Annotated in this window: 17 protein-coding genes; all 17 read right to left on the bottom strand. The window is 72.6% G+C overall.

Going from position 1 to position 24,201, the window contains the following annotated elements; translation table 11 throughout:
• Positions 1 to 10: 10 nt before the first annotated feature.
• A complete protein-coding gene (locus FXF68_RS01985; protein WP_148757141.1) occupies positions 11 to 2,599 on the bottom strand; it encodes a transglycosylase domain-containing protein in 2,589 nt (862 codons plus the stop codon).
• A gap of 252 nt (positions 2,600 to 2,851) precedes the next feature.
• Complete coding sequence (locus FXF68_RS01980) at positions 2,852 to 4,000, bottom strand: FKBP-type peptidyl-prolyl cis-trans isomerase (RefSeq protein ID WP_148757139.1); 1,149 nt, start codon at positions 3,998 to 4,000, stop codon at positions 2,852 to 2,854.
• 383 nt (positions 4,001 to 4,383) lie between these two features.
• On the bottom strand, positions 4,384 to 5,637 hold the full coding sequence (locus FXF68_RS01975) for a DNA methyltransferase (protein WP_148757137.1): 1,254 nt from the start codon (positions 5,635 to 5,637) through the stop codon (positions 4,384 to 4,386).
• The gene (locus FXF68_RS01970; RefSeq protein WP_148757135.1) at positions 5,634 to 6,260 is read right to left on the bottom strand and encodes an SAM-dependent methyltransferase; all 627 of its coding nucleotides are present in this window, start codon (positions 6,258 to 6,260) and stop codon (positions 5,634 to 5,636) included. The genes FXF68_RS01975 and FXF68_RS01970 overlap by 4 nt, the downstream gene beginning before the upstream one ends.
• Before the next feature lie 22 nt (positions 6,261 to 6,282).
• A complete protein-coding gene (locus tag FXF68_RS01965; protein WP_187437664.1) occupies positions 6,283 to 7,044 on the bottom strand; it encodes a class I SAM-dependent methyltransferase in 762 nt (253 codons plus the stop codon).
• A gap of 26 nt (positions 7,045 to 7,070) precedes the next feature.
• Entirely contained in the window at positions 7,071 to 8,069 is a 999-nt protein-coding gene (locus tag FXF68_RS42010) for a hypothetical protein (RefSeq protein ID WP_187437663.1), read from the bottom strand.
• A 462-nt stretch (positions 8,070 to 8,531) separates the two neighbouring features.
• Positions 8,532 to 9,053: an ATP-binding protein gene (locus FXF68_RS01960; protein ID WP_067897937.1), complete on the bottom strand. Its 522-nt coding sequence runs from the start codon at positions 9,051 to 9,053 to the stop codon at positions 8,532 to 8,534.
• Positions 9,054 to 9,518: 465 nt separating this feature from the next.
• A complete protein-coding gene (locus FXF68_RS01955) occupies positions 9,519 to 10,298 on the bottom strand; it encodes a methyltransferase domain-containing protein (protein WP_148757132.1) in 780 nt (259 codons plus the stop codon).
• Between the two features lie 18 nt (positions 10,299 to 10,316).
• Positions 10,317 to 11,357, bottom strand: a complete 1,041-nt coding sequence (locus FXF68_RS01950; RefSeq protein WP_148757130.1) for a restriction endonuclease subunit S — start codon at positions 11,355 to 11,357, stop codon at positions 10,317 to 10,319.
• Complete coding sequence (locus FXF68_RS01945; protein WP_246178184.1) at positions 11,350 to 12,741, bottom strand: type I restriction-modification system subunit M; 1,392 nt, start codon at positions 12,739 to 12,741, stop codon at positions 11,350 to 11,352. The genes FXF68_RS01950 and FXF68_RS01945 overlap by 8 nt, the downstream gene beginning before the upstream one ends.
• A gap of 31 nt (positions 12,742 to 12,772) precedes the next feature.
• Entirely contained in the window at positions 12,773 to 13,186 is a 414-nt protein-coding gene (locus FXF68_RS01940; RefSeq protein ID WP_148757127.1) for a DUF1257 domain-containing protein, read from the bottom strand.
• A gap of 9 nt (positions 13,187 to 13,195) precedes the next feature.
• Positions 13,196 to 14,794 (bottom strand): Hsp70 family protein, encoded by a 1,599-nt coding sequence (locus FXF68_RS01935; RefSeq protein WP_148757125.1) that lies wholly within the window; start codon positions 14,792 to 14,794, stop codon positions 13,196 to 13,198.
• Between the two features lie 40 nt (positions 14,795 to 14,834).
• Entirely contained in the window at positions 14,835 to 17,258 is a 2,424-nt protein-coding gene (locus FXF68_RS01930) for a hypothetical protein (RefSeq protein ID WP_148757123.1), read from the bottom strand.
• A gap of 9 nt (positions 17,259 to 17,267) precedes the next feature.
• Entirely contained in the window at positions 17,268 to 19,658 is a 2,391-nt protein-coding gene (locus tag FXF68_RS01925) for a WD40 repeat domain-containing protein (protein WP_148757122.1), read from the bottom strand.
• 16 nt (positions 19,659 to 19,674) lie between these two features.
• Positions 19,675 to 22,047 carry a WD40 repeat domain-containing protein gene (locus FXF68_RS01920; protein WP_148757120.1) on the bottom strand — a complete coding sequence of 791 codons (2,373 nt, stop codon included), beginning with the start codon at positions 22,045 to 22,047 and terminating at the stop codon, positions 19,675 to 19,677.
• A complete protein-coding gene (locus FXF68_RS01915) occupies positions 22,044 to 23,582 on the bottom strand; it encodes an AAA family ATPase (protein ID WP_148757119.1) in 1,539 nt (512 codons plus the stop codon). Before FXF68_RS01915 ends, FXF68_RS01920 begins: the two co-directional genes overlap by 4 nt.
• Positions 23,566 to 24,129: a 4Fe-4S single cluster domain-containing protein gene (locus FXF68_RS01910; protein WP_281292113.1), complete on the bottom strand. Its 564-nt coding sequence runs from the start codon at positions 24,127 to 24,129 to the stop codon at positions 23,566 to 23,568. Before FXF68_RS01910 ends, FXF68_RS01915 begins: the two co-directional genes overlap by 17 nt.
• Positions 24,130 to 24,201: the final 72 nt, after the last annotated feature.

Genomic DNA, 24,201 nt, shown 5'->3' with positions numbered 1-24,201 from the left:
CGGAACAGGGCTAGTCGTGCGTGGCGGGACGGCCTCCGCCCCCGCCGTCGCCCGGACCGTCGGTCGGCCCGCCGCCTCCGCCGTCGTCACCGCCGCCCCCGCCGGGCGGCGTGGGCAGCAGCGTCGGCAGGTCGGTGGGCGGGGTCGGGAGGTCGGGGCCCTCCGTCCCGTTGGAGGGCGGCGGCTCCTCCGGCCCGGTCGAGGGCGGCTCGTCCGTCCCGCCGGGGCCGGTCGAGTCGGGCGGGTTGCTCCAGCCGCCGCCCGGCCGCATCGACGGCGACCCGAACGACTCGGGGTCGTAGCCCTTGATGTTGACCGCCTCGCTCATGTACGACCGCCAGATCTGCGCGGGGAGCTGCCCGCCGTACGCGCCGAAGCCGGGGATCTGGAGGGGCTTGCCGTCGCTGCGGAACATCGCCACCGACGTCGCCATCTGCGGGATGTAGCCGTTGAACCAGATCGCGCGTCCCTGGTCGGTCGTACCGGTCTTGCCCGCGACGTCGCGGCCGTCGGGGAGCTGCGCGCCCGTCCCGGTGCCGCCCTGGACGACCTGCTGCATCGCGTACGTCGCGTCCCGCGCGTTCTGCTCGCTCAGGGCCCGCTTGCCCTTCTCGCTGAACGTGCGCTTGTGACCGCCGTCCTCCGTGACGGACTTCACCACGAACGGCGTCCGGTGCACGCCCTCGGCCGCGAACGTCGCGTAGACCCCCGCCTGCTGGACGGGATGCAGCGACACGACCCCGAGCGGGAACGTCGCCGCGGACCGCTGCGCCGCGTTCATCTGCGCCGCCGGGATGCCCATCTTCTCCGCCATCTCGGCGATCTTCTCGTTGCCGACGTCGCGGCCGAGGTTCACGTAGGCGGTGTTGACGGAGTGCTCGGTCGCCGTGACGAGGTTGATCGTCCCGAAGTTCTCGCCGCTGTCGTTCTCGATGCGGGTGCCGTTGAAGTACTGCGGCGAACTGCCGTCGTAGGACGTGCTGAGGGACTTGCCGTCCTCCAGCGCGGCGGCCAGCGCGATCGGCTTGAACCCCGAGCCGGCCTGCGCCCAGTCGCCGAACGCGCTGCTCAGCGCCTCGTCCAGGTAGCCGCGGCCGCCGTAGAACGCGAGGACCTGCCCGGTGGCCGGGTCGACCGACACCGCGCCCGTCCGGATCTTCTTGTTCATCCCGCTCGGCGCGTTCTGCGCCACGGCCTGCTTCAGCGCGTCCATCAGCCGCCGGTCGAACGTCGTGGTGATCTTGAGGCCGCTGCGGTTGATCTCGTCCTCGCTGTAGCCGCGCCGCTCGACCAGCTCCTTCTTGGCCACGTTGACCATGTAGCCCTTCTGGCCCTTGAGGACGTCGGTGAGCCGTTCCTTACGCGGCGCCGGGAACGCCAGCGAGGCGGACTGGGCGGGGGTCAGCACGCCGTCCCTGACCATGTTGCCGAGGACCGAGTGCCAGCGCTGCTCGGCGTACCCGCGGCGCGCCCCGGTCGGGTCTGCGAAGTTGCTCGGCTGCTGGATCGCGGCGGCGAGGTAGGCGCCCTCGGCCGGGGTCAGCTCGGAGACGTCCTTGTTGTAGTACGCCTTCGCCGCGGCCTGGACGCCGTAGGCGTCGCGGCCGAAGTAGATGGTGTTGAGGTACTGCTCGAGGATCCAGTCCTTGTTCTTCTCGCGGCCGACCTTCAGGGAGACCATGATCTCCTTGAGCTTGCGGGTGACCGACCGCTCCTTGCCGATGCCGCCGTAGTAGTTGCGGACCATCTGCTGCGTGATCGTCGACCCGCCCTGGAGCTGGGAGCCCGTCACCGTCGACCAGAGCGCCCGCGAGGTGCCCGAGACCGACACGCCGGGGTCGTCGTAGAAGCTGCGGTTCTCCGCGGCGATCACCGCGTCGCGGGTGCTCTTCGGGATCTTGTCGAGCTTGACCGACTCGCGGTTGACGCCGGTCTTCGCGATCTGCGTCTTGCCGTCGGAGTAGTAGAACGTCGGGCCCTGCGCGACCGCCTGCTCCTGCGGCGACGGGACGGGCGTGAGCAGGTACGCGATCGCGAACGCGCCGACGAAGAAGGCGAGGAGGCCGAGCAGGGTGAACAGCGTCCGGCGGAGGAACCGGCGCTTGCGGCTGCGCGGCTTGCGGGGCTTGCGCGGCCCCTTGCCGCCCGGGCCTCCGGGGCCTTCCGGGCCGCCTCGTCCGCCGCCCGGGCCGTGCCCGGGCGGTTCTCCTGGGGTGGACGAGGCGGAAGACATGATCCTGGTATCTCCGTTCGGGGACGTCTCGACACGCGCGGCGCCCTCGCCGCCGGACGCTCGGCCCGCGCGGGGGCCTTCGTGGGCGGCGTTATGGCCGTCCACATCGCCGTCCGCATCGGCCTCGGCGGAATCGCCGCCGACCCCGGCGGAGGCGTCCTCCGTGGGGCTCTTGTCGTCGTTCCGAGATATGTCGGCCCGGTCCGGGAATTCCGGGTCTTGGGCGGTTTCTTCGGTGGGCGCGGTCAGCGTGGCGGGCGGGCCGCCGTCCCGTCCGACCTGCGGCGCGGCCTCGGCGCCCGGTCGGCCGGTTTGGGCGGGAGCGGTGTGCTCCGTGCCCTCCGCACCCTTTTCTCCGTTGCTCACAAGCCCCCCGTGATTAATGCGTGACCGACGATACCTGAGGGGATCAGTGGGATGAGCCGCCCATGAACACTCCCATGGCCTCCCATTAGGAGGACGGGCAATGCGCCGTCCCGGTTGTCGTGACGGACGTCGCATCGCCGGATTCCCCGGGAACGCCGAACGGCGGGGACCCGCCGGGTCCCCGCCGCTCCTGTGGCCGCGTGGCGGTCTCGCGTCACCGCCCGGCCGTACGGCTCACCTCTTGAGCACGGCTCACTTCTTGAGCTTGGCGAGAATGTCCACCACGAAGACGAGGGTGTCGGTGCCCTTGATCGCGGGCGGGCTGCCCTTCTTGCCGTAGCCGTCCGCGGGCGGGACGACGAGCAGCACCCGGCTGCCGACCTTCGCGCCCGTCAGGCCCTTGTCGAAGCCGGGGATGGTGCCCCCGGTGCCGATCGGGAACTTGGCGGGGGAGCCGCCCGCCTTGAAGCTGGAGTCGAACTCCTTGCCGGTGTCCCAGATCGTGCCCTGGTAGTTGACGATCGCCTCGTCGCCCTTGGCGAGCGCCGGGCCCGTCCCCTCGACGAGGGTCTTGATCTGGAGCTTGTCCGGGGCCTTCTTGTCGGGCACCGTCACCTTCGGGGCCTTGCCGGCGCCCTTGTCCTCGACCTTCGGCAGGCTCTTGTCGTCGAGCGGCTTCGCCGTCCCCTGCGGGCCGGGGTTCTTGTGGACGACCGCCTGGACGTCCACCACGAACACCACCCAGTCGGTCTTGGTCAGCCCGAGCTGCGCGCCCTGCTCGCCGAAGCCCTGCGACGGCGGGATCTGCAGCACCACCCGGCTGCCGGACTTCTGGCCGATCATCCCCTGGTCGAAGCCCTTGATGCCGCTCTTGCCGACGGTGAGCGGCTGCGTCCCCTGGCCCTGCGCCTCCTGCTTGTAGGACGACCCGAGCTGCTTGCTCTTGCTCTTCTTGGAGCTGTCGTCCTCGTCCTTGTCCTTGGACCACTGATAGAAGACGTACTTGACGTAAAGGGTGTCGCCCTCCGCGATGGGAGTCCCGTCGCCCGCGATGGGCGCGGTGACCTTGCGACCGCCCTCGGGAGACAGGTCGGTCGGGATCTTGACCTTCGGCTCGGACGCGAACTTCCCGGTCACCTCGATCTTGGGACCGGGGCGGTTGACCCACCAGACGACGACACCGGCGATCGCCACCGCGACGGCGACCAGCCCGGCGATCACGGCGATCCGCCGCTTCCGGGCCTGCTTGGCGGTGAGCCCCGACGGACGGTTCAGCCCGCTGCCGCGCCCGGCGCTGATGCCGTGCGGCGTGAACTGCGGGCTGCGGATGCTCTTGGCGTTCGGTATCGCCGACTTCGCCTTGATCGCCGGCTTGCCCCCGGGCTTGTCATCCTCGGACATGGTTCCTCACTCGCTCCGGGTTCGACGACATCAGGAAAGTGCCACCCTGCCAGGGCCGGTCTAAGCCCAGCGTGAAAACCGTGCAAAGGAGGCCGACCCGCAATCTACCGGCACGCGGAGCCGACACGATACCGCTGTCGGCGCCCTCTCTCACGCCCGCGCGCCCGCGCGCGGTGACAGGCAGGGATAATGCGCCACGCGGCGCGGAACGTCAATTCGATGAAACCCGCCACGCGAAGGCCAGTGGAACGTTGTGACGGTCCTGCCGGGGGTGGCCATCGCGGACGGAAGGTAAAGTTTCGCGGCGAGCCGCCGTACGAGGATGACCCTGCGCCGCGACCGCCCGCCGTGGCTCCCGGTCCCGCGGACCTTCACCGGCTTTGCTACGGGCGTCTTCCGGTCACGTCGTACTCGTAGAGCGCCTTGTTGCTGTTCCGCTTTCGGATCGTGGTGACCTTGACGTCGGTGAAGCCCACTTCGCGCATCATCGTGGCGTACCACTGCTCGGCTGGGACCAGGTGGCCGTAGAAGGTGGAGTTCCCGACGATGTAGGACGCCCGGCCGCCGTTCTTGATGTGCTTGAACGCGACCTCGAAATGCGAGCGCATGTCGTGGAAGTACTTGGCGACGTAGGCGCTGAGCAGGGGGCCGTTCTTGCCGCCGTCCCTTTCGATCAGGGCGCGCACTTCTTTCAGCTCGCCGTCGATCGGCAGTGAGCCGGCGTCGGGCGACCAGTCGTTGAGGCGGGAGGTGGCGATGCCCCACGTCCCGCCGATCGCCTTCCAGTCCAGCTCTCCGGCGTCGCTGGCCTGGTCGAGGAATCTCAGCCAGTACATGTAGGGGCGGAGTTCGCGGATGTAGGACATGCGATTCACGTAAGGGGGAGAGGTGAGCAGTAGGTCGCACGGCTTCAGTGACTCCGGGGATTCCATGGCGCGTGAGTCGCTGAGGATCACGGTTCCGGAGCCCGGCAGGCCGACCGCCGCGCCGGCGAGGATGTCGCGGGCCTCTTTTCGGAAGTACAGGGCCGTTTCAGGGGCGCGGTCCGCGGCGAGCAGTGCCTCGGACTCGTCGACCTTCTTGAAGGACATGCTCTGGTGGTTGAAGGCCGCGTTGCTCGTGCCGATCACCGTCCGGCAGAAGGCCAGGTCCAGAAGGTCGCGTCCTTCCTGGGGGATCTCCATGAGGTCGAGCGCGTGGCGGAGGGCCTTGAGACCGGCCAGCGTCCGTTCCGGCCACCAGCGTTCGATCTTGTGCAGCCTCGGCTCCCACAGACCGTCGGCAGCGGCGGCCGCATCGTTGAAGTCCGCGAGAACACCGGCCAGGGCGTCGGCCGCGGCGGCGAGCACATCCTCGGAGTAGTGGCGGACCTTCGCGTTGCCGAGCCATACCAGGAACGGGTTCACGTCCAGGGACTGCCCGGTGCACCCGTGTTCGACGGCGGCGAGTGTCGTGGTTCCCGTGCCGGAAAAGGGGTCTGAAACCACCGCGTCGGGTGGCAGTTCCTGTACGCGGTCCCTGACCAGGCGAACCGAATAGGCGGGTGTGAGCCGCAACCAGCCGTGCCGGCCGACGCCCATGTTCGCCTTGTGGGTGAGATGGGCATTCCGCCGCTGGAGTCCGCGCTGCTCGGTCATGCCGCCGCCGGGAGGTTCCGGGCGAGGAGGCGGCGTTTGGCGGTGGTGCTGTCGTCGCTTTCGTGGAGGACGGTGAAGGCGTCCGGCAAGAGGGAGGCGGGTTCTCCCGGGGCCAGGCACCATTCGGCCGGTAGGTGCGGGCGGTCGCGGCGGGCGGCCTCGGTGAACGCCTCCCAGGCGAGCGCGCCGCCGGCCGCGACGGCTTGGGCCGCGTGAAGAAAGACGGCGCGGTCCCAGAAGCCGGTGCACAGGACTAGCGCGTAGGTCTCGGGACGCGGGCGCCAGCGGGCGAGGTCGGCCTGGACGAGCGTGATCAGCGAATCGAGCCCGCGCCGCCGCGCCTCCGCCCCGAGGCGCTCCAGGGCGACCTCGGAGACGTCCACGGCCGTGACGCGCCGCCCGCGCGCGGCGGCGTACACGGCGCTGCCGGACGGCCCGGACGCGATGTCGAGCACCTCGCCGTCCGGCAGCGCCAGAGCGAGCGCCCGCTCCGCCAGCGGATGCGGCGGCGACATCGCGGGCGCGTCACCGTACTTGGCGTTCCAGCGGAGCCTGTCCGGGTGCCCGGACAGGCCGCCGCTGGAACCGTCGCTCTCCGAAAAGTCGTCGGATCGGTCGTCCATGCGGGCGACTCTACGTGGGCGCCTACCTGCGTTCCGCGATGAGCAGCATGAACATCGCGGTCGGGAAGCCCTCGCGCCACCACGGGTCCTCGCGCATCATCCCTTCGGAGGGATGCGGCTCGCGGAGGTCGGCGATGACGAAACCGGTGTCTCGGAGCGTTCCAGCGTAGAACTCCAGTGGCCGGAGCCAGGACGTGACCTCCGCCGGCGACTCCAGGCCGTCCACCAGGAACCGCTGGTCGATCCCGCGCGACGAGAAGTACTGCGCCGCGGGGACGCTCTGCGCCGCCCCCCGCTCGGAGTGCTCCACGTAGAAGCACGGGTGCAGGGTCAGCAGGATGAGCCGCCCGCCGCTCTTCAGGACCCGGCCGATCTCGCGCAGCGCGTCCGTCGGGTCCGGCAGGTGGCTGAACAGGTGGTTGCAGACGACCAGGTCGAACGTCCCGTCCGCGAAGGGCAGGTCGTCGACGGTGGCGCGGGCGAACCGCGCCTTGCCCTCCGGCGACGGATGGTCGGACGCCGCGTCGATCAGGCTCTGGCAGGCGTCGACGCCGTCGACATCCGCGCCGAGCCCGGTGAGCGCCCGGGAGAGGTAGCCCTCGCCGCAGCCCGCGTCGAGGACGCGCAGCCCCTCGCAGGGCCCGATGGCGTCGAGCATGGCGGCGTCGGTCAGCTCGGTCCGGTACCGGTCGCGGCGCTCCCTGATGACCTTGACCCAGTAGTCCGCGTTGGCCTCCCATCTCTCCTGCGTCTGTATCGCGATGGCCTGCGCCGTGTCCTCCACCGGCTCCCCATTCCCCACGTGCCGGTTCAGGCGATGCCCTTGAGCCGCCGAACCAGCGTGTTGCAGGTCTGTCTCGTTCGTTTGTCCTTGCAATCGGCCCCGCGCAGTTCCAGTGCCTGGATCAGCTCGGCGAGCTTGCCGCCGAAGGCGGGGTCGCGTTTCATCGCGAGCGGGATGTACGTCGACACCAGGTAGTAGAGGTAGGCGTCGTTGTAGGCCACGATCTCGCGCAGAATCTCGACGGCGGTGTTGCGCAGCGACAGGGAGCTCGGGAGTGTGAAGTCGCTGCTGACGCGGCCGTCTTTGCTGTAGGTCGGGAAGGCCCATTCCTCGACGGCCGCGTACAGCGGCGTCGTGTCGAGTTCCCGGCGGTACTTCTCGGCCAGCTCGAAGTCGTTGCCGCTGATGAGCTGGCCCATCACGACGCCGCGCATGGTGAAGGCGTTGCCGCGCCCGGCGCCGTCCAGGCCGAGGTCGGCGTCCAGCGCTCCGGTCACCTTGCTGACCTGGTGCGTGATGACGTTGAGCGCCAGGATGGAATGGAGCGAGTACGCCTTGCGGGTGAGCCGCGGCGCCAGGTCGATGGACGAGTCGTGAAGGGCCTGCGGGTCGCGCAGGATCCCGCGGCCGGGCTCGGCGGAGTAGAGCGTCTCAAGGGCGCGGTCCTGCTCGCTGCCCCAGAACCGGGCGATGAACGACGACGTCTTCTGCGTCGCCTGCCCGCGGACGATGTGCAGCGCCGCCTCGAGCGCGTTCAGCATGAGCTGCTGCGGTAGGGGCGAGTTCTCCAGGGCGTTCAGGTCGACCGAAAGCCCTTCCTTCCGCAGGTCGCCGACGAGTTCGTCGCGCCTTTTCCGGATGGAGTGGGAGACCGAATACTCGGCGATTCCCGGGATGGACGACATCAGGCTCTGCAGTGATCGTCCGCTGACCCGGTCGAGCCATTCGACGTTGTCCCACAGGCGGAACACGGTGCTCTCGTCCAGGCCGGAGAAGGCCGCCACGTCGGACATGTTGAGACCCATGTCCCTGGTGATTTCGGAGAGAGACTTCGGCTCGCCGTCCTCGGTCATCGCTCGCCCTAGATGTGGCAGTTGTCGACCCTTCGATCGTAGCGAAGGGCCGGGCGCCACGGGCACGCGGCGGACGGAAGTTTCCGTCCCGTCATCGATCAACGTGAGCATTTCGGGGTCACCCGGGGAGTCGGACGGGAGAGCGGGACGGAGAGAGGGCGGCCCGGCGGGGTCGCGGGCGGCGGCGTCGTCCAGGAAGCCCCTGTTCGCCTGGACGATCCGGCCCGCGCTCGGGCGCCGTCTCACGTGAACACTCGCCGTCCCCGGCCGTCCCCGGACGCCAGATCTCCGCGGACGGGCCGGATGGGGAGTGTCCCCCGCTTCGGCCGCGACCGGCGCGTGGCGCCGTCCGCGGGCGCGCGTCCCCTGACCAGGGGGCGTCCGCCCGGGACGGTCCCGGCGCCGGTCGGGCCGTCACGGCAGCCGCCAGCCGTCCCGGACGCCCACGCCGAACCAGAACGTCGCCGTTCCGTTCCTGCCGCGGTGGGTGCCGAAGTCGGTGGCGAGCGCTTTCATCAGGACGAGCCCGCGCCCGTGCACGGGCAGCGGCTCCTCCGCCCCGCGCGGCTGCCCGGGGGCGGCGCCGCCGTCCGTCACCTCGACGCGGACGTACCGGTCGATGTGCAGGACGGACAGCGTGATCGTGCCGTCCCGGCGCGGCCGCGCGTGCAGCACCGAGTTGGTCATCGACTCACTGGTCAGCAGTTCGAGGTCGCCGAGCTCGGACCGGTCGGCTCCGAAGTGCTGGCCGACGAGCTCGCGGACGTAGGAGCGGGCCAGTCGCACGGCGGCGGGCGTCGCGGCGAGGTCGATCTCGCCGATCAGCCGCCCGCACGACTTTCCGTTGTTCCAGGGCGACGGGATCCCTAGCTCCAGCGAAGGGGCGGGGGCCGGGACCAGGACGGGTGTTCCGGACCACGCGTCAGATGCGTTCATGGCGGCGTCGGCTTCACGTCTCCGTGTCGGGCTGTAAGCGAACATGTGCTCTTCGGCCAAGTCGAATTCGGACGTGGAAGGAAAACAACACACACTCTGACGCACGGCGCGCAGGAGAGTCACCGACACTTGCGCGCATGCAAGGGCCTTGCCGCATCCTGCGAACCGTCACCGTGCGTCCAAGATCCGTGACGTAAAGGCATCGGCTGTTCACCCGGTGCGTTGAGAATCCCACCATTTCGGTGGGGAGGGGCCGTTCTGGAACGTGTCAATAGAGGCCGCGGCGAGGCGTTCGGCGATTTCCGTCGGACGTCGGACCAGAATTGCTGGAATCCGTCGTCTGCCCCAGGGAAAAATAGAGGAATTGCGATTTCTCGGGCTGTTTCACTGAATCATGGGCGGCGGTGTCACCCGTCCGTCCGCTGGGACGGGTGTTCGCGCAGGTCGGAGGCGTGCGCCGGGTGGTCACCCGGGTTTCACGCCCCACGCCGAGATCAGCGGGGCGAGGGTCAGGTCGATACGGCCGGCGGCGATGACCTCCAGGAGGCGGTCGATCTCGTCGGCGGTGACCCGGCCGCCCGCGACGAGCTTGTCGCGGACCTGCCGGATCGTCGCCGCCTCCAGCACGCCGCACGCGGGCGACGCGATCGGGGAGAACGCGTCGGCGCGGACGTCCGCCAGGCCCGCCTCACGGAGCAGCCGGGGGAGGCGGCGCCCGTAGGCGAGGTCCGCGCCGCGCTCGGCGAGCAGCGCGCGGAAGCCGCGCCGGACGTGGTTGGCGAGCCGCTCGTCGGGACCGTGCTCGTCGGGGCAGGCGAGCGGTTGCAGCGCGGGGTCGGCGTCCTCGACCAGCAGCACACCGCCGGGGCGCAGGCTGTCGGCCATCGTCCGCAGCGCCCGGTCGCGGTCGGCCAGGTGGACGAGCACGAGCCGGGCGTGGACGACGTCGAAGGGCCCGGCGGGCGGGTCGTCTCGGACGAGGTCGTGCCGCGCGACCTCGAACGGCGGGTCGGCGGGCAGCCAGGTCACGTCGATGTCGGTGGCGAGGACGCGCCCGTCCGGGCCGACCCGCCGGGCCAGCCAGGTCGGGACGGTCGGCCCGCCCGCGCCGACCTCCCAGCAGCGCCCGCCGGTGGTGAGGCCGATGTCGTCGAAATGGCGGAACGTCCATGCGTCGAACAGTTCGGCGATCGCCTCGAACCGTTCCCCGGCCTCGATCTGGCGGTTGCTCAGCAGGTAGTCCACGCCCCGATGATGCCGTGTTCAGGGGATCAGGGCGGGAAGGAGGGTGTCGCGGAGTTTCGCGAGGGTCGCGCTCTCGGACGTCGCGGCCTCGACCCGCCGGGCGAGCGGCCGGACGAACTCGTGGAACTCGCGCGCGCGGTCGTCGCCCGGCCAGGGGACCTCGAACGCGGCGAGGTCGGACCATTTCGCGCGCGGCATCCGGGTGCCGTCCCCGATCGCCGTGGCGTGCGCCACGACCTCATCGCTCGACAGCGCGGCGAGCAGCCAGCCGCGCCGCGCCTCGTCCTTCGGCCGGACGACGAGGATGTCGGTGGACGCGACGCCGTCCACGAAGGCGAGGCCGACCTTGTGGAAATGGGGACGCAGTTTCCCGAAGAGCACGTCCCCGGCGGCGAACCGCCGTTTCCCGCTGCTGATCCCGGCGGCCGTTCCCCAGGCGGAGAGCCACATGCGGCGCCTCGGCATGTGCTCCAGCGCGATGTAGTTCTCGTCGTGGCCAATCCGCTCGGCGGGGACGTTCGACCGCACCGGTGAGCCGAGTTCGCCGATCCGGACCGAGCCGGCGGCCAGGGCGGACGCCTCCTCGAAGCGGGCGCGGACCAGGCCGTCCGCGAGGGCGGCGATCCGCTCGTTCGCGGCGATCTTGTCGTCCAGCGCGCCGAGCACGGACACCGCCGAGTCCTGCTGCGCCCGCGTCAGGCGCGGGACGCCGAGCCGTTTCAGGATGCCCTGCGTGAGAAGCGGCTGACCCGACCCGATCCGGTACCGGTTCAGGCCGAGCCTGGTGAGCAGGTAATAGACGTAGCGGGGGTGCACGCCGTCCTTCGCGGTGGCGATGATGGCGTTGTCGGTGACCCAGCACGGGTCGCGGCTGTAATGGACGGCTCCGCAATACGACCCGACGCGCCCGACGACGGTGCTACCGGCATCGGCGTTGAATCGGTCCGATGTTCCGATGACGCCGTTCGCTCCGTAGACGCTGTATCCGGAGCCCTTCTCGGACGGCCGCGCCTTCCCGGTGGAGAAGGCGACGAGTTCCCCCAGGACGCCGCTATCCATTGAGGCGTCGCAGCTCGTCGCGGACGACCTGGTCGAGGCGTTCCGACTCGTCCAACTGCGCGAAGAGTTCCTTGGTGAGGCGCTCGATGCGGTCGGCGACGGGCTCGCCGTCCGCGGTGCGCGGGACGGCGGCGCCGACGTAGCGGCCCGGGGTGAGGACGTGGTCGTTGGCCCTGATCTCGTCCAGCCCGGCGGAATGGCAGAAGCCCGGGACGTCCGAATGGGAGCGGTCGCGCCAGGAATGGTAGGCGCCGGCGATCCGGGCGATGTCGGCGTCGGTGAGGACTCGTTCGGTGCGGTCCACCATCGTGCCCATGCCGCGTGCGTCGATGAACAGGACCTCGTCGCGCACGCGCTTGTCCCTGTCGAAGAACCACAGGCACGCCGGGATCTGCGTGCTGCGGAAAAGCTGCCCCGGCAGCGCGACCATGCACGACACCAGATCGGCGTCCACCATCGCCGCACGGATCCGGCGCTCCGCCGACTGCCGGGACGACATCGACCCGTTCGCCATGACCACCCCGGCCGCGCCGCGCGGGCCGAGTTTCGCGACGATGTGCTGCATCCACGCGAAATTGGCGTTCCCGGCCGGGGGGACGCCGAAGCTCCAGCGCGGGTCGGCGGGGTCGCGGTACCAGTCCGCCATGTTGAACGGCGGATTGGCGAGGACGAAATCGGCTTCGAGCCCCGGATGCGCGTCGGCGTGGAAGGCGTCCGCCCGGCGGATGTCACCGGCGATCTCGTGGACGGCGAGGTTCATCCTGGCCAGCCGCCAGGTCCGCTCGTTCGCCTCCTGCCCGTGGACGGCGATGTCGTCCAGCCGCCCCCGGTGGCTCCGCACGAACTTCTCCGCCTGCACGAACATGCCGCCCGACCCGCAGCAAGGGTCGTAGACGCGCCCCTTGAAAGGCCGGAGGATTTCGACCAGGAGCTTCACGACGCTCGGCGGGGTGTAGAACTCGCCGCCGCGTTTCCCCTCCGCCCGCGCGAACTTCTCCAGGAAGTATTCGTAGACCTCGCCGAGAATGTCGCGACCCGTTCGCCCGCCGAAACGGGCCGCGCCGATCAGGGCGACCAGTTCGCCGAGCCTCCGCTGGTCGACGTCCCGGAAGATGAGCGGCAGGACGCCGCCGAGCGACGGATTGGCGCGCATCACCGCGTCCATGGCCGCGTCGACGCGCACCCCGACCGCGTCCGGATCGCCCGCCGCGACGTCCGCCCAGCGCGCGCCGTCCGGCACCCGGAAAGCCCCGGAATCCGCCGAGTCGGACACGTACTTGAGGAATACCAGCCCGAGGACGAAGTCCTTGTACTGGGCCGCGTCCACCGATCCGCGCAGCTTTCCGGCGGCCTTCCAGAGCACCTCCGTGAGTTCCGCCGTCATGGACAGGATCATCCCAGGACGCGGCCGGACCTCAGAACACCGTGCGCCGCAGTGTCAGCCTGACCTCGCCCGTCCGCCTGTCGGTCTCCTCGGCGGCGACGGTGAAGCCGTTGGCCTCGGCGTAGGCGAGCGCGGTCAGCCGCCCGTACCGCCGCGCCACCTTCCGCAGCCATTCCGCGTTGTATTTCCGGCGGTCGAACTCGCTGATGATGGCCTCGAACGTGCCGTCCGCCGTCCGGCGGAACCCGATGTCGTTGCTCGCCGTGCCGACGTGCCGCCGCCGGATGGCGACCTCCGCCTTCTCCGGACGGACATCGCCCCGGTATCCGTAAAGCGGCGTCGGCCGCGCATGCGACTCGACCTCGCGAAAGCCCAGCTCGCGCAACACGGCGACGAGCCGATCCTGATCGGTGATAGCGGTACGGACCTTAGTGAAATGCGACATGAGGCTCCCTCAGGACAGCCTGACGACGGGTTGTTGGTCGAGGACGAGGAGGTTGCGCTGGATGTCGTAGGCGGAGACGGTCAGGCGCTTCTGCGCGTCCACCCGGAAGTCGAGCCGGAAGCGGTCGATTCCCGCCTTCGCCGGAGGGTCGGCCTCCAGGAACGTCGGGCTGTCCTCGTTGAGCCACAGCCGCGACCGCTGCTGCATGCGCTGCGCGGTGACCGCGACGGTCCGCGCGCCGCCGTTCGCGTCGAACATGATCTCCAGGTCGGAACTGGCCTCCCGGTAGCTCGCGTGGGCCAGTTCGTACACGGCGATGCCGAGGTTGCGCTGCCCGTCCCGGATCGCCTTGATCGTGAGCATCTTCACCGGCTCCGGCGTCGGGTACTCGGTCCCGGCCCGGACGAGCGTCTCGAACTCGTACGCGCCGGTGTCGCGGTTGACGTGGCGGATCGCGTAGTCGTGCTGGATGTGGTCGCTCAGTTCGTACCCGCCCGCGATCCCGGCCGCACCGGCCGCGACGGCCTCCAGCGGGCGGTCCAGGTGCAGGGCGTCCGGCGGGAACTGGAGCGACAGGACGTCCCGCACCGCCGGGATCAGGCTGGTCCCGCCGACGAGGAACACCTTGCCGATCTCGTCGGCCGGGAAGCCCTTCGCGGCGGCGCCGTCCAGCGTCTTGCGCAAGGCCCGGTTGACCCGGCCGAGGACGTCCTTCTGCCGGAGCAGCCCCTCGAAGTCCGCGCGCCCGACCTCCACCCGGTACGGCCCGGACTCGACGACCGCCGCGTCCGCCGCCGTCAGCGCGACCTTGGCCCGCTCCGCCGACCGCAGCAGCTCCCGGAACACCCGGTTGTACTCCTCGGTGTCGCCGAACGGGACGCCCGCCTTCTCCGCGACGTGCTCGGCGAGCAGCGCGTCGATGTGGTCGCCGCCGAGGTCGAGGCCCGCCTTGGAGATCGTCCGGACGGCGGCGCCCGCCGTGGCGTTGGACGGATCCAGCACCTTCACCACCGACGTGTCGAGCGTCCCGGCGCCGAAGTCGAACACGAGGAACACCTCGCCCGGGTTCAGCCGCGCGCTGTACCCGACGGCGGCGGCGGTCGCCTCGTCCACCACGCGGAGCCGCGCGCCGCCGCCCGCGTCCTCGCCGACCTCCCGGACGAGCCAGTCCCGGTAGGCGTCGAACGACTCGACCGGCGCGGTCGCGACGATCTCCAGGTCGCCGGAGTCGACGGCGAGGATCGCGCTCGCCATCACGTCGGACAGGAACCGGGTCGCCGCCTCCCGCGCCGTCACGGTGCGGTCGCCGCCGAGCCGCCGGGGGATGTCGACGGCCCGTCCGGTGACCGCGCTCTTCGTCGACTGGAACACGACCGCGCCCGGTCCCGCGGCGACCTCGTCGGTCACCTGCGCGCCGATCCAGCGGCGGTCGTCCGTCGCGGAGAACGCGATCCGGGACGGCACGACCCGCTGGTCCACGCCCCGGCTCCCCTCCCGCGACAGGTCGAGCCCGGGCAGCGGGATCGGCTCGCCCCTGTCCAGGGTGTGGTCCCATCCGGCGACGACGGTGTTCGCCGTGCCGAAGTCGATCCCGATGCGGGTCGTCATGCCGTTCCTTCCTTCCGCCAGTGCTTCGCGGGCTGGTGCTTCACAGGCTGATGTCGTGGACGCCCGCCGCGAGCTGGACGGCGCCGCCCAGCTCCACGTCGAACCGGAACCGGTACTCCAGGCACGCCTGGAGTAATTCGAGGACGGCCCGGTCCCGTCCCCGGACCGCCGGGGCGGACAGCGCCGCGCCCACCGGCCCGAGGTGGCGCGGCACCAGCTCGGCCAGCGGCCGCCGCGCGATCCCGGGCACCTCGCGGAGCCGCAGATCGTACAGGTCGACGTGGCCGTCGCCGTGCCCGGCGGCGAGGAACTCCCCGCTCGGCGACACGGTCAGGCCGGTGGGCCGCCCGCCGCCGGGGCCGTGCTGGGTGTCGATGCGGTCGAGCGTCGTGCCGCTGAGGAAGTGCAGGTCGCCGGACCTGTCCGTGATGACGGGCTCGCTGAGGTGCGGCAGCACGCCGAGGCCCGTGCACCCCTGGATCTGCGCCTGCCGGGACGGGACGCGGTGCCCGTCCTCCACCCGCAGCAGCGTCGCCCACCCGTGCGGGTCGGCGCACACGACGGTGTAGGCGTCGACGAACTCGGCGAACCTGACGGCCCGCCCCGGATGGGCGCTGACCGCGGACTCGCCTCCCGGGTGCACCAGGTGGACCGATCGGCCGAGCAGGGCGAGCCGCCCCGAGGCGCGGTGCGCGGTGATCTGCCGGGGCCACTGCCGCCGGCCGAGGCCGAACTCGGAGACGTGCCGCACTCGGACGCGGCCGTCGGCCGAGCCGAGCAGCACCTCCCCGTCGCGGGTGCCGCCCGCGAAGCCGCCGTCCGCGCCGACCAGCGCCAGCGACGTGATCGACGCGGCGCCCTCGTGCAGGGGCCGGACGTCGCCGTCCGCGCACCGCAGCACCCGGCACGCGGCCGCCTGCCCGGCCCACCGCTCCCCGGCGATCACCGCGCCGTTCCCGACGTGCAGGACGCTCCCGACCGGCGCGTCGAACCAGTCGTACCGTTCGGCGAGCCGCGCGGTGCGCAGGTCGAACACGCCCGCGACGCGGGGGCGTCCGGCGACGGCGAGGAACGGGCCGTCCGGCGCGAACGACACGCCGTCGACATGGTGGCGGAACCGCAGCCGCGCCCGCCGGACCGCGCGCCACGTCCCGTCGTCCTCGGGGCGGAGGCCCGCGCGGACGGCGCCGAGGTCGGCGGCGCGGAACAGCGCGAACAGGCGGCGGCCGTCGTCGTCGCGCGGCGTCCAGCCGTCGAACAGGCGGAACAGGACGGCCCCGGTGGCGATCGGCACGTCCCGGACGAGCGCCCAGAGGTCGTCCCACGCGCGTCGCGCGGCGAGCTGCTCGCCGATGTAGCGGATCTCCTCCGCCGTCATCGTCGGGATGCGCTCGCGGCGGTCCTCGCCGACGATGACGCGGACGAGGTCGAGGTCGCCCTCGGTGAGCATGGCCTGCCGGGCTCGGGCGCGCTGGTCGTCGGACGCGGAGGTGTACGCCAGGGACAGCAGGCTTCCGTCCGGGTCGAGCGCGCGGTGCTGCTCCGGCTGGCCGGTGAGCAGGTAGAACAGGGCGCGGAGGACGGGGTCGGCGGGAGCGAGCCGGTGCTCGGCGCACAGCTCGGCCAGCTCCGGGCGGGTGAGCGCCAGCTCGCACACCTGCTCGACGAGCGGGCGGTCGTCCAGCTCCCGGATCTTCGCGGCGGCGATCTCCCGGACGGGATGCCCCCGCCGCTCCAGCGCGTCGAGCAGCGCCGCGCGGTAGGGCGGCCGGCGCAGGACGCCCGCGTCCGACTCCAGCACGATCACGCTCGTCGGCATCAGCCGCTCGTCGCCCGCCGGGCGCCGCCAGCGCGCCAGCGCGTCGAACACGTCATGGGCGGGGGACGTCAGCCATTCGTCCCACAGGGCGTCGAGGGCCGGGCCGGGCGGCGGGGCCGCGTTCGCCAGGAGGACGGCGCGCAGCCGCGTCTGCGGACCGGCGCCCGCCTCCCACAGGGCGGCGAGGTGCGGGCCGGTGGCGTCCCGGCAGGTGTCCTCGGCGTGGCGCCGCACGTCGGGGTCCGGATCGGCGAGCAGGCCGGGCGCCCACTCGGCGTCGGACGGCGCCCATTCGCCGAGCCGTCCGAGCAGGGCGAGGGTCTCCAGTCTGGACGGCGTCCCCGCCGCGACGGCGCCGGTCTCCAGCACGACGGCGCGCAGGTCGAGGTCGCGGGTCCGCGTCCAGCACAGCGCGATCATCGCCTTCGCCTGTTCGCGCTGCCGGTGGCCGGGCGTCCGCGCGATGCGGGCGATCTCCGCCAGCGCGCGGGCGTCCCGCGCGGCCGCCGCGAGCAGCAGCCGCGCGGCGCGGGCGCCCCACGGACCGCGCCGGGCGCTCGCCGCCGCCCAGCGCCCCACCCGGCGCTCCGCCCGCCCTGTCGCCCGCCCCGTCGCCCGTCCTGTCGCCCGCCGCCGTTCCGTCATGCCCCCACCTCACAGGCTGATGTCGTGTTCGCCGGCCTTCAGCCGCTCGGCGGCGCCCAGCTCGACGTCGAAGCGGAACCGGTGTTCGAGGCACGCCCGGACGAGGTCGAGCGCGACCCGCGCCTTCCCGCCGACCCCCGGCTCGGCCGCGAACGCCTCGACGAGCCCCAGGTCGCGCGGCACCAGGTCGGCCACCGGATGCCGGATCAGCTCGGGCACCGTGTGCAGGGCCAGGTCGTACAGGTCGACGCGGCCGTTGCGGTGGCCGACCGCGAGGAACTCGCCGTCCGGCGACAGCGTCAGGCCGGTCGGCTTCCCGGGCCGGGGCGCGGCGAGGACGCCGACCGCGTCCAGCTCCGCGCCGCGGAGCAGATGCAGGTCTCCCGACCCGTCGGCGACGATCACGCGGCCGGTGCGGTCCTGTACGCCGAGGCCCGCGAAGCCGGGGACCTGTGTCCGCGCCTCCGGGACGTACGCCGCGTCCGGGGACGCCCGCAGGGACGCGCGGGTGATCGTCCCGTCCTGCCGGGCGCAGACGAGGTTCTCGGCGTCGAGGAACTCGGCGTGCACCAGGGCCGTCCCCGGGAACATGGTCGTGGCGCTCTCGGCCGCCTCGTCGAGGAGGTGCACGGACCGTCCGAGCAGGGCGATCCGGCCGGAGCCGCGGTGCGCGGCGATCAGCCGGGGCCACTGCCGCCTGCCGAGCCCGAGCTCCGCCAGCGGCTGGACTCGCAGCTCGCCGCCGGGCGCGCCGAGCAGGAGGTCCCCGCTGCGGGTCGCCGCCGCGAAGCTCCCGTCGCGGCGGGTCAGCGCCAGCGACGTGACCGCGCCCGGCGTGGTGTGCAGCTCCCGGACGCGGCCGGGCGAGCAGCGCAGCAGGCGGCACTCCGCCTGCCCGTGGTTCGGCTGCTCCCCGGCGACGATCGTGCCGTCGCCGAGGTGCAGGACGCGCCCCACCGACGAGTTGAAGGCGTCGTACCGCGCGATCAGCTCGGCGGTGCGCAGGTCGAACACGCCCGCCGCCTTGGTCATGGCCGCGACGGCGAGGAACGGGCCGTCCGGCGCGAACGACACGTCGTTGACCCGGCCGTGGAACAGCAGGCTCGCCTGCGGGACGGCCGTCCGCCGCAGCCCGCCGAGGCTCGCCGCGCCCGCCGCCACGGCCTCCGGGTCGGCCTCGCGCAGCAGGCCGAAGAGGCGGCGCTCCTCGTCCGTGCGCGGCAGCCACCCGTCGAACAGCCGGACCAGCTCGATCGCCGCCGTGACCGGCAGGTCCTGGACGAGCGCCCACAGCGCGGGCCAGTCGCGCCGGACGGCGAGCCGCTCGGCGAGGTAGCGGGCCTCCGCGGCGGGCATCGCGGCGAACCGGGCGCGCCGGTCGTCGCCGACGATGACCCGGACCAGGTCGAGGTCGCCCGCGGTGAGCATGGCGTCCCGGACGCGGGCGCGGTCCTCGCCGGGCGCCGCCGCGTACGCGAGGGACAGCAGGCCCGCGTCCGGGTCGAGCGCGCGGAGCTGGCCGGGCTGGCGGGTGAGCAGGTAGAACAGGGCGCGCCGCACCGGGTCGGACGGGGCCAGCCGGTGCGCGACGCAGAACCGGGCCGCCGCCGGGTCCGTCAGCGCCCGCTCGCACAGCTCGTCCACGAGGGACCGGTCGCGCAGCGCGTGGAACTTCTCCACGGCGATGTCGTAGAGCGGATGGTCGTCGGCGCGGACGATCGCGTCCAGGAGCGCCTTGCGGTTCGGGTCCCGCAGCAGGACGTCGCGGTCGTTCTCCACCGCGACCACCGTCTGCGGGACCGACCGTCCGGCGGTCGCGGGCCGTCCCCAGCGCAGGAGCGCCTCCCCGGTGCCGGGGGAGGGGACGGTCAGCCACTCGTTCCAGAGGACGTTCAGCGACTTGTCGGGCGGCGGCGTCCCGTTCCGCAGGAGGACGTCGCGCAGCGGCATCCCCGGCTCGGTGTAGAGGCTCCACAACGCGCGCAACATGGCGCCGGCCGCGTTCTCGCACGCGGCGGCCGCCGCCGCGCGGACGTCGGCGTCCGTCTCGGTGAGCAGCGCGGGCGCCCACTGGACCTCGGCCACGAGCCACTCGTCCAGCCGGTCGTGCAGGGCGAGGGTCAGCAGCCGCCCCGGCTGGTCGTCCGCGACGGCGCCCGTCTCGACGACGACCCGGCGCAGGGACGGGTCGCGCGTCTCGACCCACCAGCCGGCGACGGTCGCGGCGGCCCTGCCGCGCAGCCGGTGGCCGTCCGTCCGCGCGATCTCGACGACGCCGTCGCGGGCCGCCGCGTCGCCGTCGCCCGCCGCGCGGAAGAGCCGCCGCTCCGCCCAGTGCCCGAGGGGCCCGCGCTTGGCGGCCATGGCCGTCCAGCGCTCCGCGCGCCGCCGTTCCGCCATCGTCGTCCCGTCCCCCTCACAGGCTGATGTCGTGCTCGCCCGCCGCGAGCGCCACGGCGTCCCCGATCTCCACGTCGAACCGGAACCGGTGCTCCAGGCAGGCGTGCAGCAGCCGGAGCAGCGCCCGCGCCTCGGCGCTCGCCGCCGGGTCGGCGAGGGCCGTCCGGGCGATGCCGAGGTGCTTCGGCACGAGGTCCACGACCGGCCGCCGGACGATCCGCGGCACCTGCCGGACGCGCAGGTCGTACAGGTCGGTGTGGCCCGCCGCGTCGCCGACCGCGAGGAAGTCGCCGCCGGGCGAGACGGTCAGGCTGGTCGGGGCCCGCCCGGACGGCGCCCGGTGCACGCCCGTCGGCGCGAGCGTCAGCGGGTCGAGGAAGTGCAGGTCGCCGGACTGGTCGACGAGCATCGGCTCGCCCGTCCCGGACGGCGCGACGAGCCCGCCGAGACCCGGGATCCGGGCCCGCAGCGGAGGCCGGGGGACGCCGCCGTCCCACCGCAGCCGTGTCACGTTCCCGGACAGGTCCGCGTAGACCAGCGTGTCGGCGTCGACGAACGCGGCCCGCGCGGCCGTCCGGGCCTCCTCCGGGACGGCGGGGCCCCTGCTGGTCGCCGGGTCGAACACGACGAGCCGCCGTCCGACGACGGCGAGGCGCCCGGACGCGGTGTGCGCCGCCACCGACCGGGGCCACCGGCCGCGCCCCATCCCGAGCGCGCCGACCGGACGGGCCTCCACCGCCTCCCCGCCCGGCGAGCCGAGCAGCAGTTCGCCGGACCGCGTCCCGCCCGCGAACGCGCCGTCCCCGCTCCGCGCCGTCAGCGACGTGATGGACCCGGGCGTCGTGTGCAGGGTGCGGACGTCGCCGTCCGCGCAGCGCAGCACGCGGCATTCGCGGTCGACGCGGTTGGTGCGCTCACCGGCGACCAGCGCGCCGCCGCCGATGTGCAGGACGCGCCCCACCGACGAGTTGAACCCCTCGTACCGTTCGACCAGCTCCGCCGTCCGCAGGTCGAACACGCCCGCGACCTTGTTCGTCCCGGCGGCGGCGAGGAAGGGGCCGTCCGGCGCGAACGACACGTCGTTGACCCGGCCGTGGAACAGGAACCTCGCCTGCAGGACGACCGGCTGCCAGTCCGGCCGGAGGTGCGCCAGCGCGGTCGCGACCGTCGCCGGGTCGGTCTCCACGTACATCTCGAAGAGGCGGCGGCCGTCCTCGTCGCGCGGGGTCCAGCCGTCGAACAGGCGGAACAGGTCCACGCCGGTCTCGACGGGGACGTCCTGGACGAGCGCCCAGAGGCCGTCCCAGTCGCGGCGCGCGGCGAGCTGCCCGGCGAGGTACCGCACCTCCTCGGGCGGCATGTCCGGGATCCGCGCGCGCCGGTCGTCGCCGACGATGACCCGGACGAGGTCGAGGTCGCCCTCGCTGAGCATCGCCTCCCGCGCGCGGGCGCGCTGCTCGTCGGAGGCGGAGGTGTAGGCGAGGGAGAGGAGGCTCCCGTCCGGGTCGAGCGCGCGGTGCTGCTCCGCCTGGCCGGTCAGGAGGAAGAACAGGGCGCGCCGCACCTGGTCCTTCGGCGCGAGCCGGTGCTTCTTGCAGAACCAGACGAGGTCGGGACGCTCCATCGCCCGCGCGCAGATCTCCTCGGCGAACTCCAGGTCCAGCAGCCGCGCGGCCTTCCGCTCGGCGATCCCGCAGAGCGGATGGTCGCCGAGCGCCAGCGCGGTGATGAACGCCTGGCGGAACCGGGCGTCGGCCATCGGCGCGCGGAGGTCGTCCTCCAGCGCGATGACGCTCAGCGCCTCGGCGACTCCGCCGGTCGCGGGACGTCCCCAGCGGGCGAGCGCCTCCCACAGCGACTCGGACGGCTCCCGCACCCACTCGTCCCACAGGGCGCTCAGCGCGTGGCCGGGCGGCGGCGTGCCGTTCCGCCGGAGGATGTGCCACAGCGGCGACCCCGCCGCGACGGCCCAGAGCGCCTGGTGCATGACCCCGGACGCCTCAAGGCAGAACCCGAGCGCCCCCTCCCGGACGCCGGGATCGACGTCGGTGAGGAGGCCCCGCACCTGGTGGACGTCGTGCGGGGTCCAGTCGGTGCCGAGGCGTCCGAGGAGCGCGAGCGTCAGCGAACGCGCCGGTTCCGACCTGCCGACCGCTCCCGTCTCAAGGACGGCCCGGCGCATCGCGGGGTCGCGGCTCTCCGCCCACCAGGCCGCGACCGCCTCCCGCGCCCGGTCGCCGCGCCGGTGCCCGGGCGTGCCCGCGACCAGGGCGACCCCGGCCCGCGCGGCCGGGTCGCCGCGCTCGGCCGCCGCGAACAGCCGCCACCAGGCCCACCGCGCCCGCGGGCCCCGCCCGCCCGACGCGGCGGCCCGGGCGGCCCGGCTCACGCCAGTTCCAGCCGGACCTGGTTCTCGGCGGCCGTCGTCGCCTCGGCGAACGACGCGGACTGGGCGCGCCCGTCGCGCAGCCACGCCCGCAGATCCTCCACGCGCTCCCGTTGCGACTTGCTGAGCGGGACGAGCCGCCCGATCGCCGCCGCGATGTCGTCGGTCGTGACGTCGCGCGGGCCGTCCGCGAACGCCCGGTGCATGGCGTCGACGATCGCCTGCTCGATCTCCGCGCCGACGTAGCCGTCCGACAGCCGGGCGAGCCGCAGCACGTCGAACGCGCCCGGGTCGCGCCGCCGCTTGCGCAGGTGGACGGTGAGGATCTCGCGGCGCTCCCCGTCGGTCGGCAGGTCGAGGAAGAACACCTCGTCGAACCGGCCGCGGCGGAGCGTCTCCGGCGGCAGCGCGCCGACGTCGTTGGCGGTCGCGACGACGAACACCGGCGCCGTCTTCTCCTGCATCCAGGTCAGGATCGTGCCGAACACGCGCTGCGACGTCCCGCCGTCGCCGCCGCCGGACGCCATCGACTTCTCGATCTCGTCGATCCACAGCACGCACGGCGAGACCACCTCGGTGATCTTCAGGGCGAGCCGGAGCCGCTCCTCCGACTCCCCGACGAGCGACCCGAACAGGGCGCCGACGTCGAGCCGCAGCAGCGGCAGCCGCCACAGGCCGCTGATCATCTTCGCGGTCAGGCTCTTGCCGGTGCCGGGGATGCCGATCAGCGCCATGCCCTTCGGCGCGGGCAGCCCGAACCGGGCGGCCTCCTCGCCGAACGCGCTCTCGCGCAGCGTCAGCCACTCCTTCAGCAGCTCCAGGCCGCCGACGTCGTCGAGGGTGTCCTCGGACGAGTAGTACTCCAGCGCCTGCGACGCGCGGATGACGGCCTTCTTCTCCTCCAGGACGGCGGGGATGTCCATCTCGTCGAGCACTTTGTCGCGGACGATCGCCTTGGAGAACGCCCGCCGCGCCTGCGCCGCCGTCAGCCCGAGCGCCGCCTGCGCCAGCCGCGACCGCCCGTGCTGGGTCAGGTCGCACTCCACCCTGGTCTGCGCGATCAGCGCGTCCAGGTCGGCGCGCAGCTCCCGCAGATCGGGGAGCGGCATGTCCAGGACGACGACGTCGTCCCCGAGCTCCGGCGGGACGTCCGCCGAATGCGTCGTGACCACCAGCGACGAGTACGTCGACACGAGCTCGTGCGCGAGGTTGCGCAGCTTCCGCTTGACGGCCGGGTTCCGGTGCCAGAACTCGTGGAAGTCCTTCAGGACGTAGAGGTCCTTGCGGTTCGGGTTGCCGCGCGCCATCTCGGCGATCTTGTCGAGGGCGGCGTCCGGGGTCGCGGCGGTCGGCAGCGGGCGGCCGTCCCTGGACGTCAGGCCGCGCGCGACGTCCCACATCACGAGGTCGGACCGCGCGTCCCGGCCGACCCGCACCTCGTCGAGCACCTCCAGCGCCCGCCGCTCCTCCACGGTCACCAGGACGATCATCGGGACCCGCGCCCGCAGGTACAGGTTCAGATCATCGTGGACGCTCATCGTCTCCCCATCCGTGCATGCCCGTCACCGCGACCGTCCCGTCCGGGGAGATCACGACCTCGCTCTCCGGGACGGCCGCGAAATCGTCCGCCGAGTAGCGCGGCGTGATCGCCCAGTATTCTTTGTTGGACGACCCCCGCAGCCCGGCCGCGATGTGCAGCCGCCGGTTGTAGCGCCCGGCGACGACCATGTCCGCGTTCTCGACGGCCGCGAGCATTTCGGGGCTCGCCTCGATCTCTTTCCTGGCGAATCCGCTGAGCACCACGATCCCGAGCCCGGACGGCCTGACCAGCGCGCAGAACTCGCGCAAAGCGGCGGGCTGTTCGAGCGGTTCGCCGCCGCTCACCGTGACGCCCTCGACGTCCTCTTTCACGCTGAGAGCCTCGCCGGCCACGTCCCGGACGCTTCGCGGCTCGCCGCCCGCGCCGTGCGTCTCGGGATTGAAACAGCCTTCGCAGCCCAGCGAGCACCCTTGCGTCCACACCACGAAACGCGTCCCCGGACCATTGGCGGCACTCCGCGAAAGAACGGCATGGACCTGCCACACCCCCGTTGAATGACTTTCATCCTCGCTGAGCTCGCACGGTTCAGGCCGTTGCGGACGGGCCGGATGAAAACC

The sequence above is a fragment of the Actinomadura decatromicini genome, from assembly GCF_008121305.1.
GTDB classification, from domain to species: Bacteria; Actinomycetota; Actinomycetes; order Streptosporangiales; family Streptosporangiaceae; genus Spirillospora; species Spirillospora syzygii.
Note: the sequence above shows the minus strand (reverse complement) of the source record. Positions and strands in the feature narration are given on the sequence as shown.

Bases quoted from the DNA above. Each gene is read 5' to 3' on its own strand.
- FXF68_RS01915 (WP_148757119.1), bottom strand. From the start codon at position 23,582: ATGAGCGTCCACGATGATCTGAACCTGTACCTGCGGGCGCGGGTCCCG.
- FXF68_RS01950 (WP_148757130.1), bottom strand. From the start codon at position 11,357: ATGGATAGCGGCGTCCTGGGGGAACTCGTCGCCTTCTCCACCGGGAAG.
- FXF68_RS01930 (WP_148757123.1), bottom strand. From the start codon at position 17,258: ATGACGGAACGGCGGCGGGCGACAGGACGGGCGACGGGGCGGGCGACA.
- FXF68_RS01980 (WP_148757139.1), bottom strand. From the start codon at position 4,000: ATGTCCGAGGATGACAAGCCCGGGGGCAAGCCGGCGATCAAGGCGAAG.
- FXF68_RS01970 (WP_148757135.1), bottom strand. From the start codon at position 6,260: ATGGACGACCGATCCGACGACTTTTCGGAGAGCGACGGTTCCAGCGGC.
- FXF68_RS01940 (WP_148757127.1), bottom strand. From the start codon at position 13,186: ATGTCGCATTTCACTAAGGTCCGTACCGCTATCACCGATCAGGATCGG.
- FXF68_RS01975 (WP_148757137.1), bottom strand. From the start codon at position 5,637: ATGACCGAGCAGCGCGGACTCCAGCGGCGGAATGCCCATCTCACCCAC.
- FXF68_RS01925 (WP_148757122.1), bottom strand. From the start codon at position 19,658: ATGGCGGAACGGCGGCGCGCGGAGCGCTGGACGGCCATGGCCGCCAAG.
- FXF68_RS01935 (WP_148757125.1), bottom strand. From the start codon at position 14,794: ATGACGACCCGCATCGGGATCGACTTCGGCACGGCGAACACCGTCGTC.
- FXF68_RS42010 (WP_187437663.1), bottom strand. From the start codon at position 8,069: ATGGGTCTCAACATGTCCGACGTGGCGGCCTTCTCCGGCCTGGACGAG.
- FXF68_RS01960 (WP_067897937.1), bottom strand. From the start codon at position 9,053: ATGAACGCATCTGACGCGTGGTCCGGAACACCCGTCCTGGTCCCGGCC.
- FXF68_RS01945 (WP_246178184.1), bottom strand. From the start codon at position 12,741: ATGACGGCGGAACTCACGGAGGTGCTCTGGAAGGCCGCCGGAAAGCTG.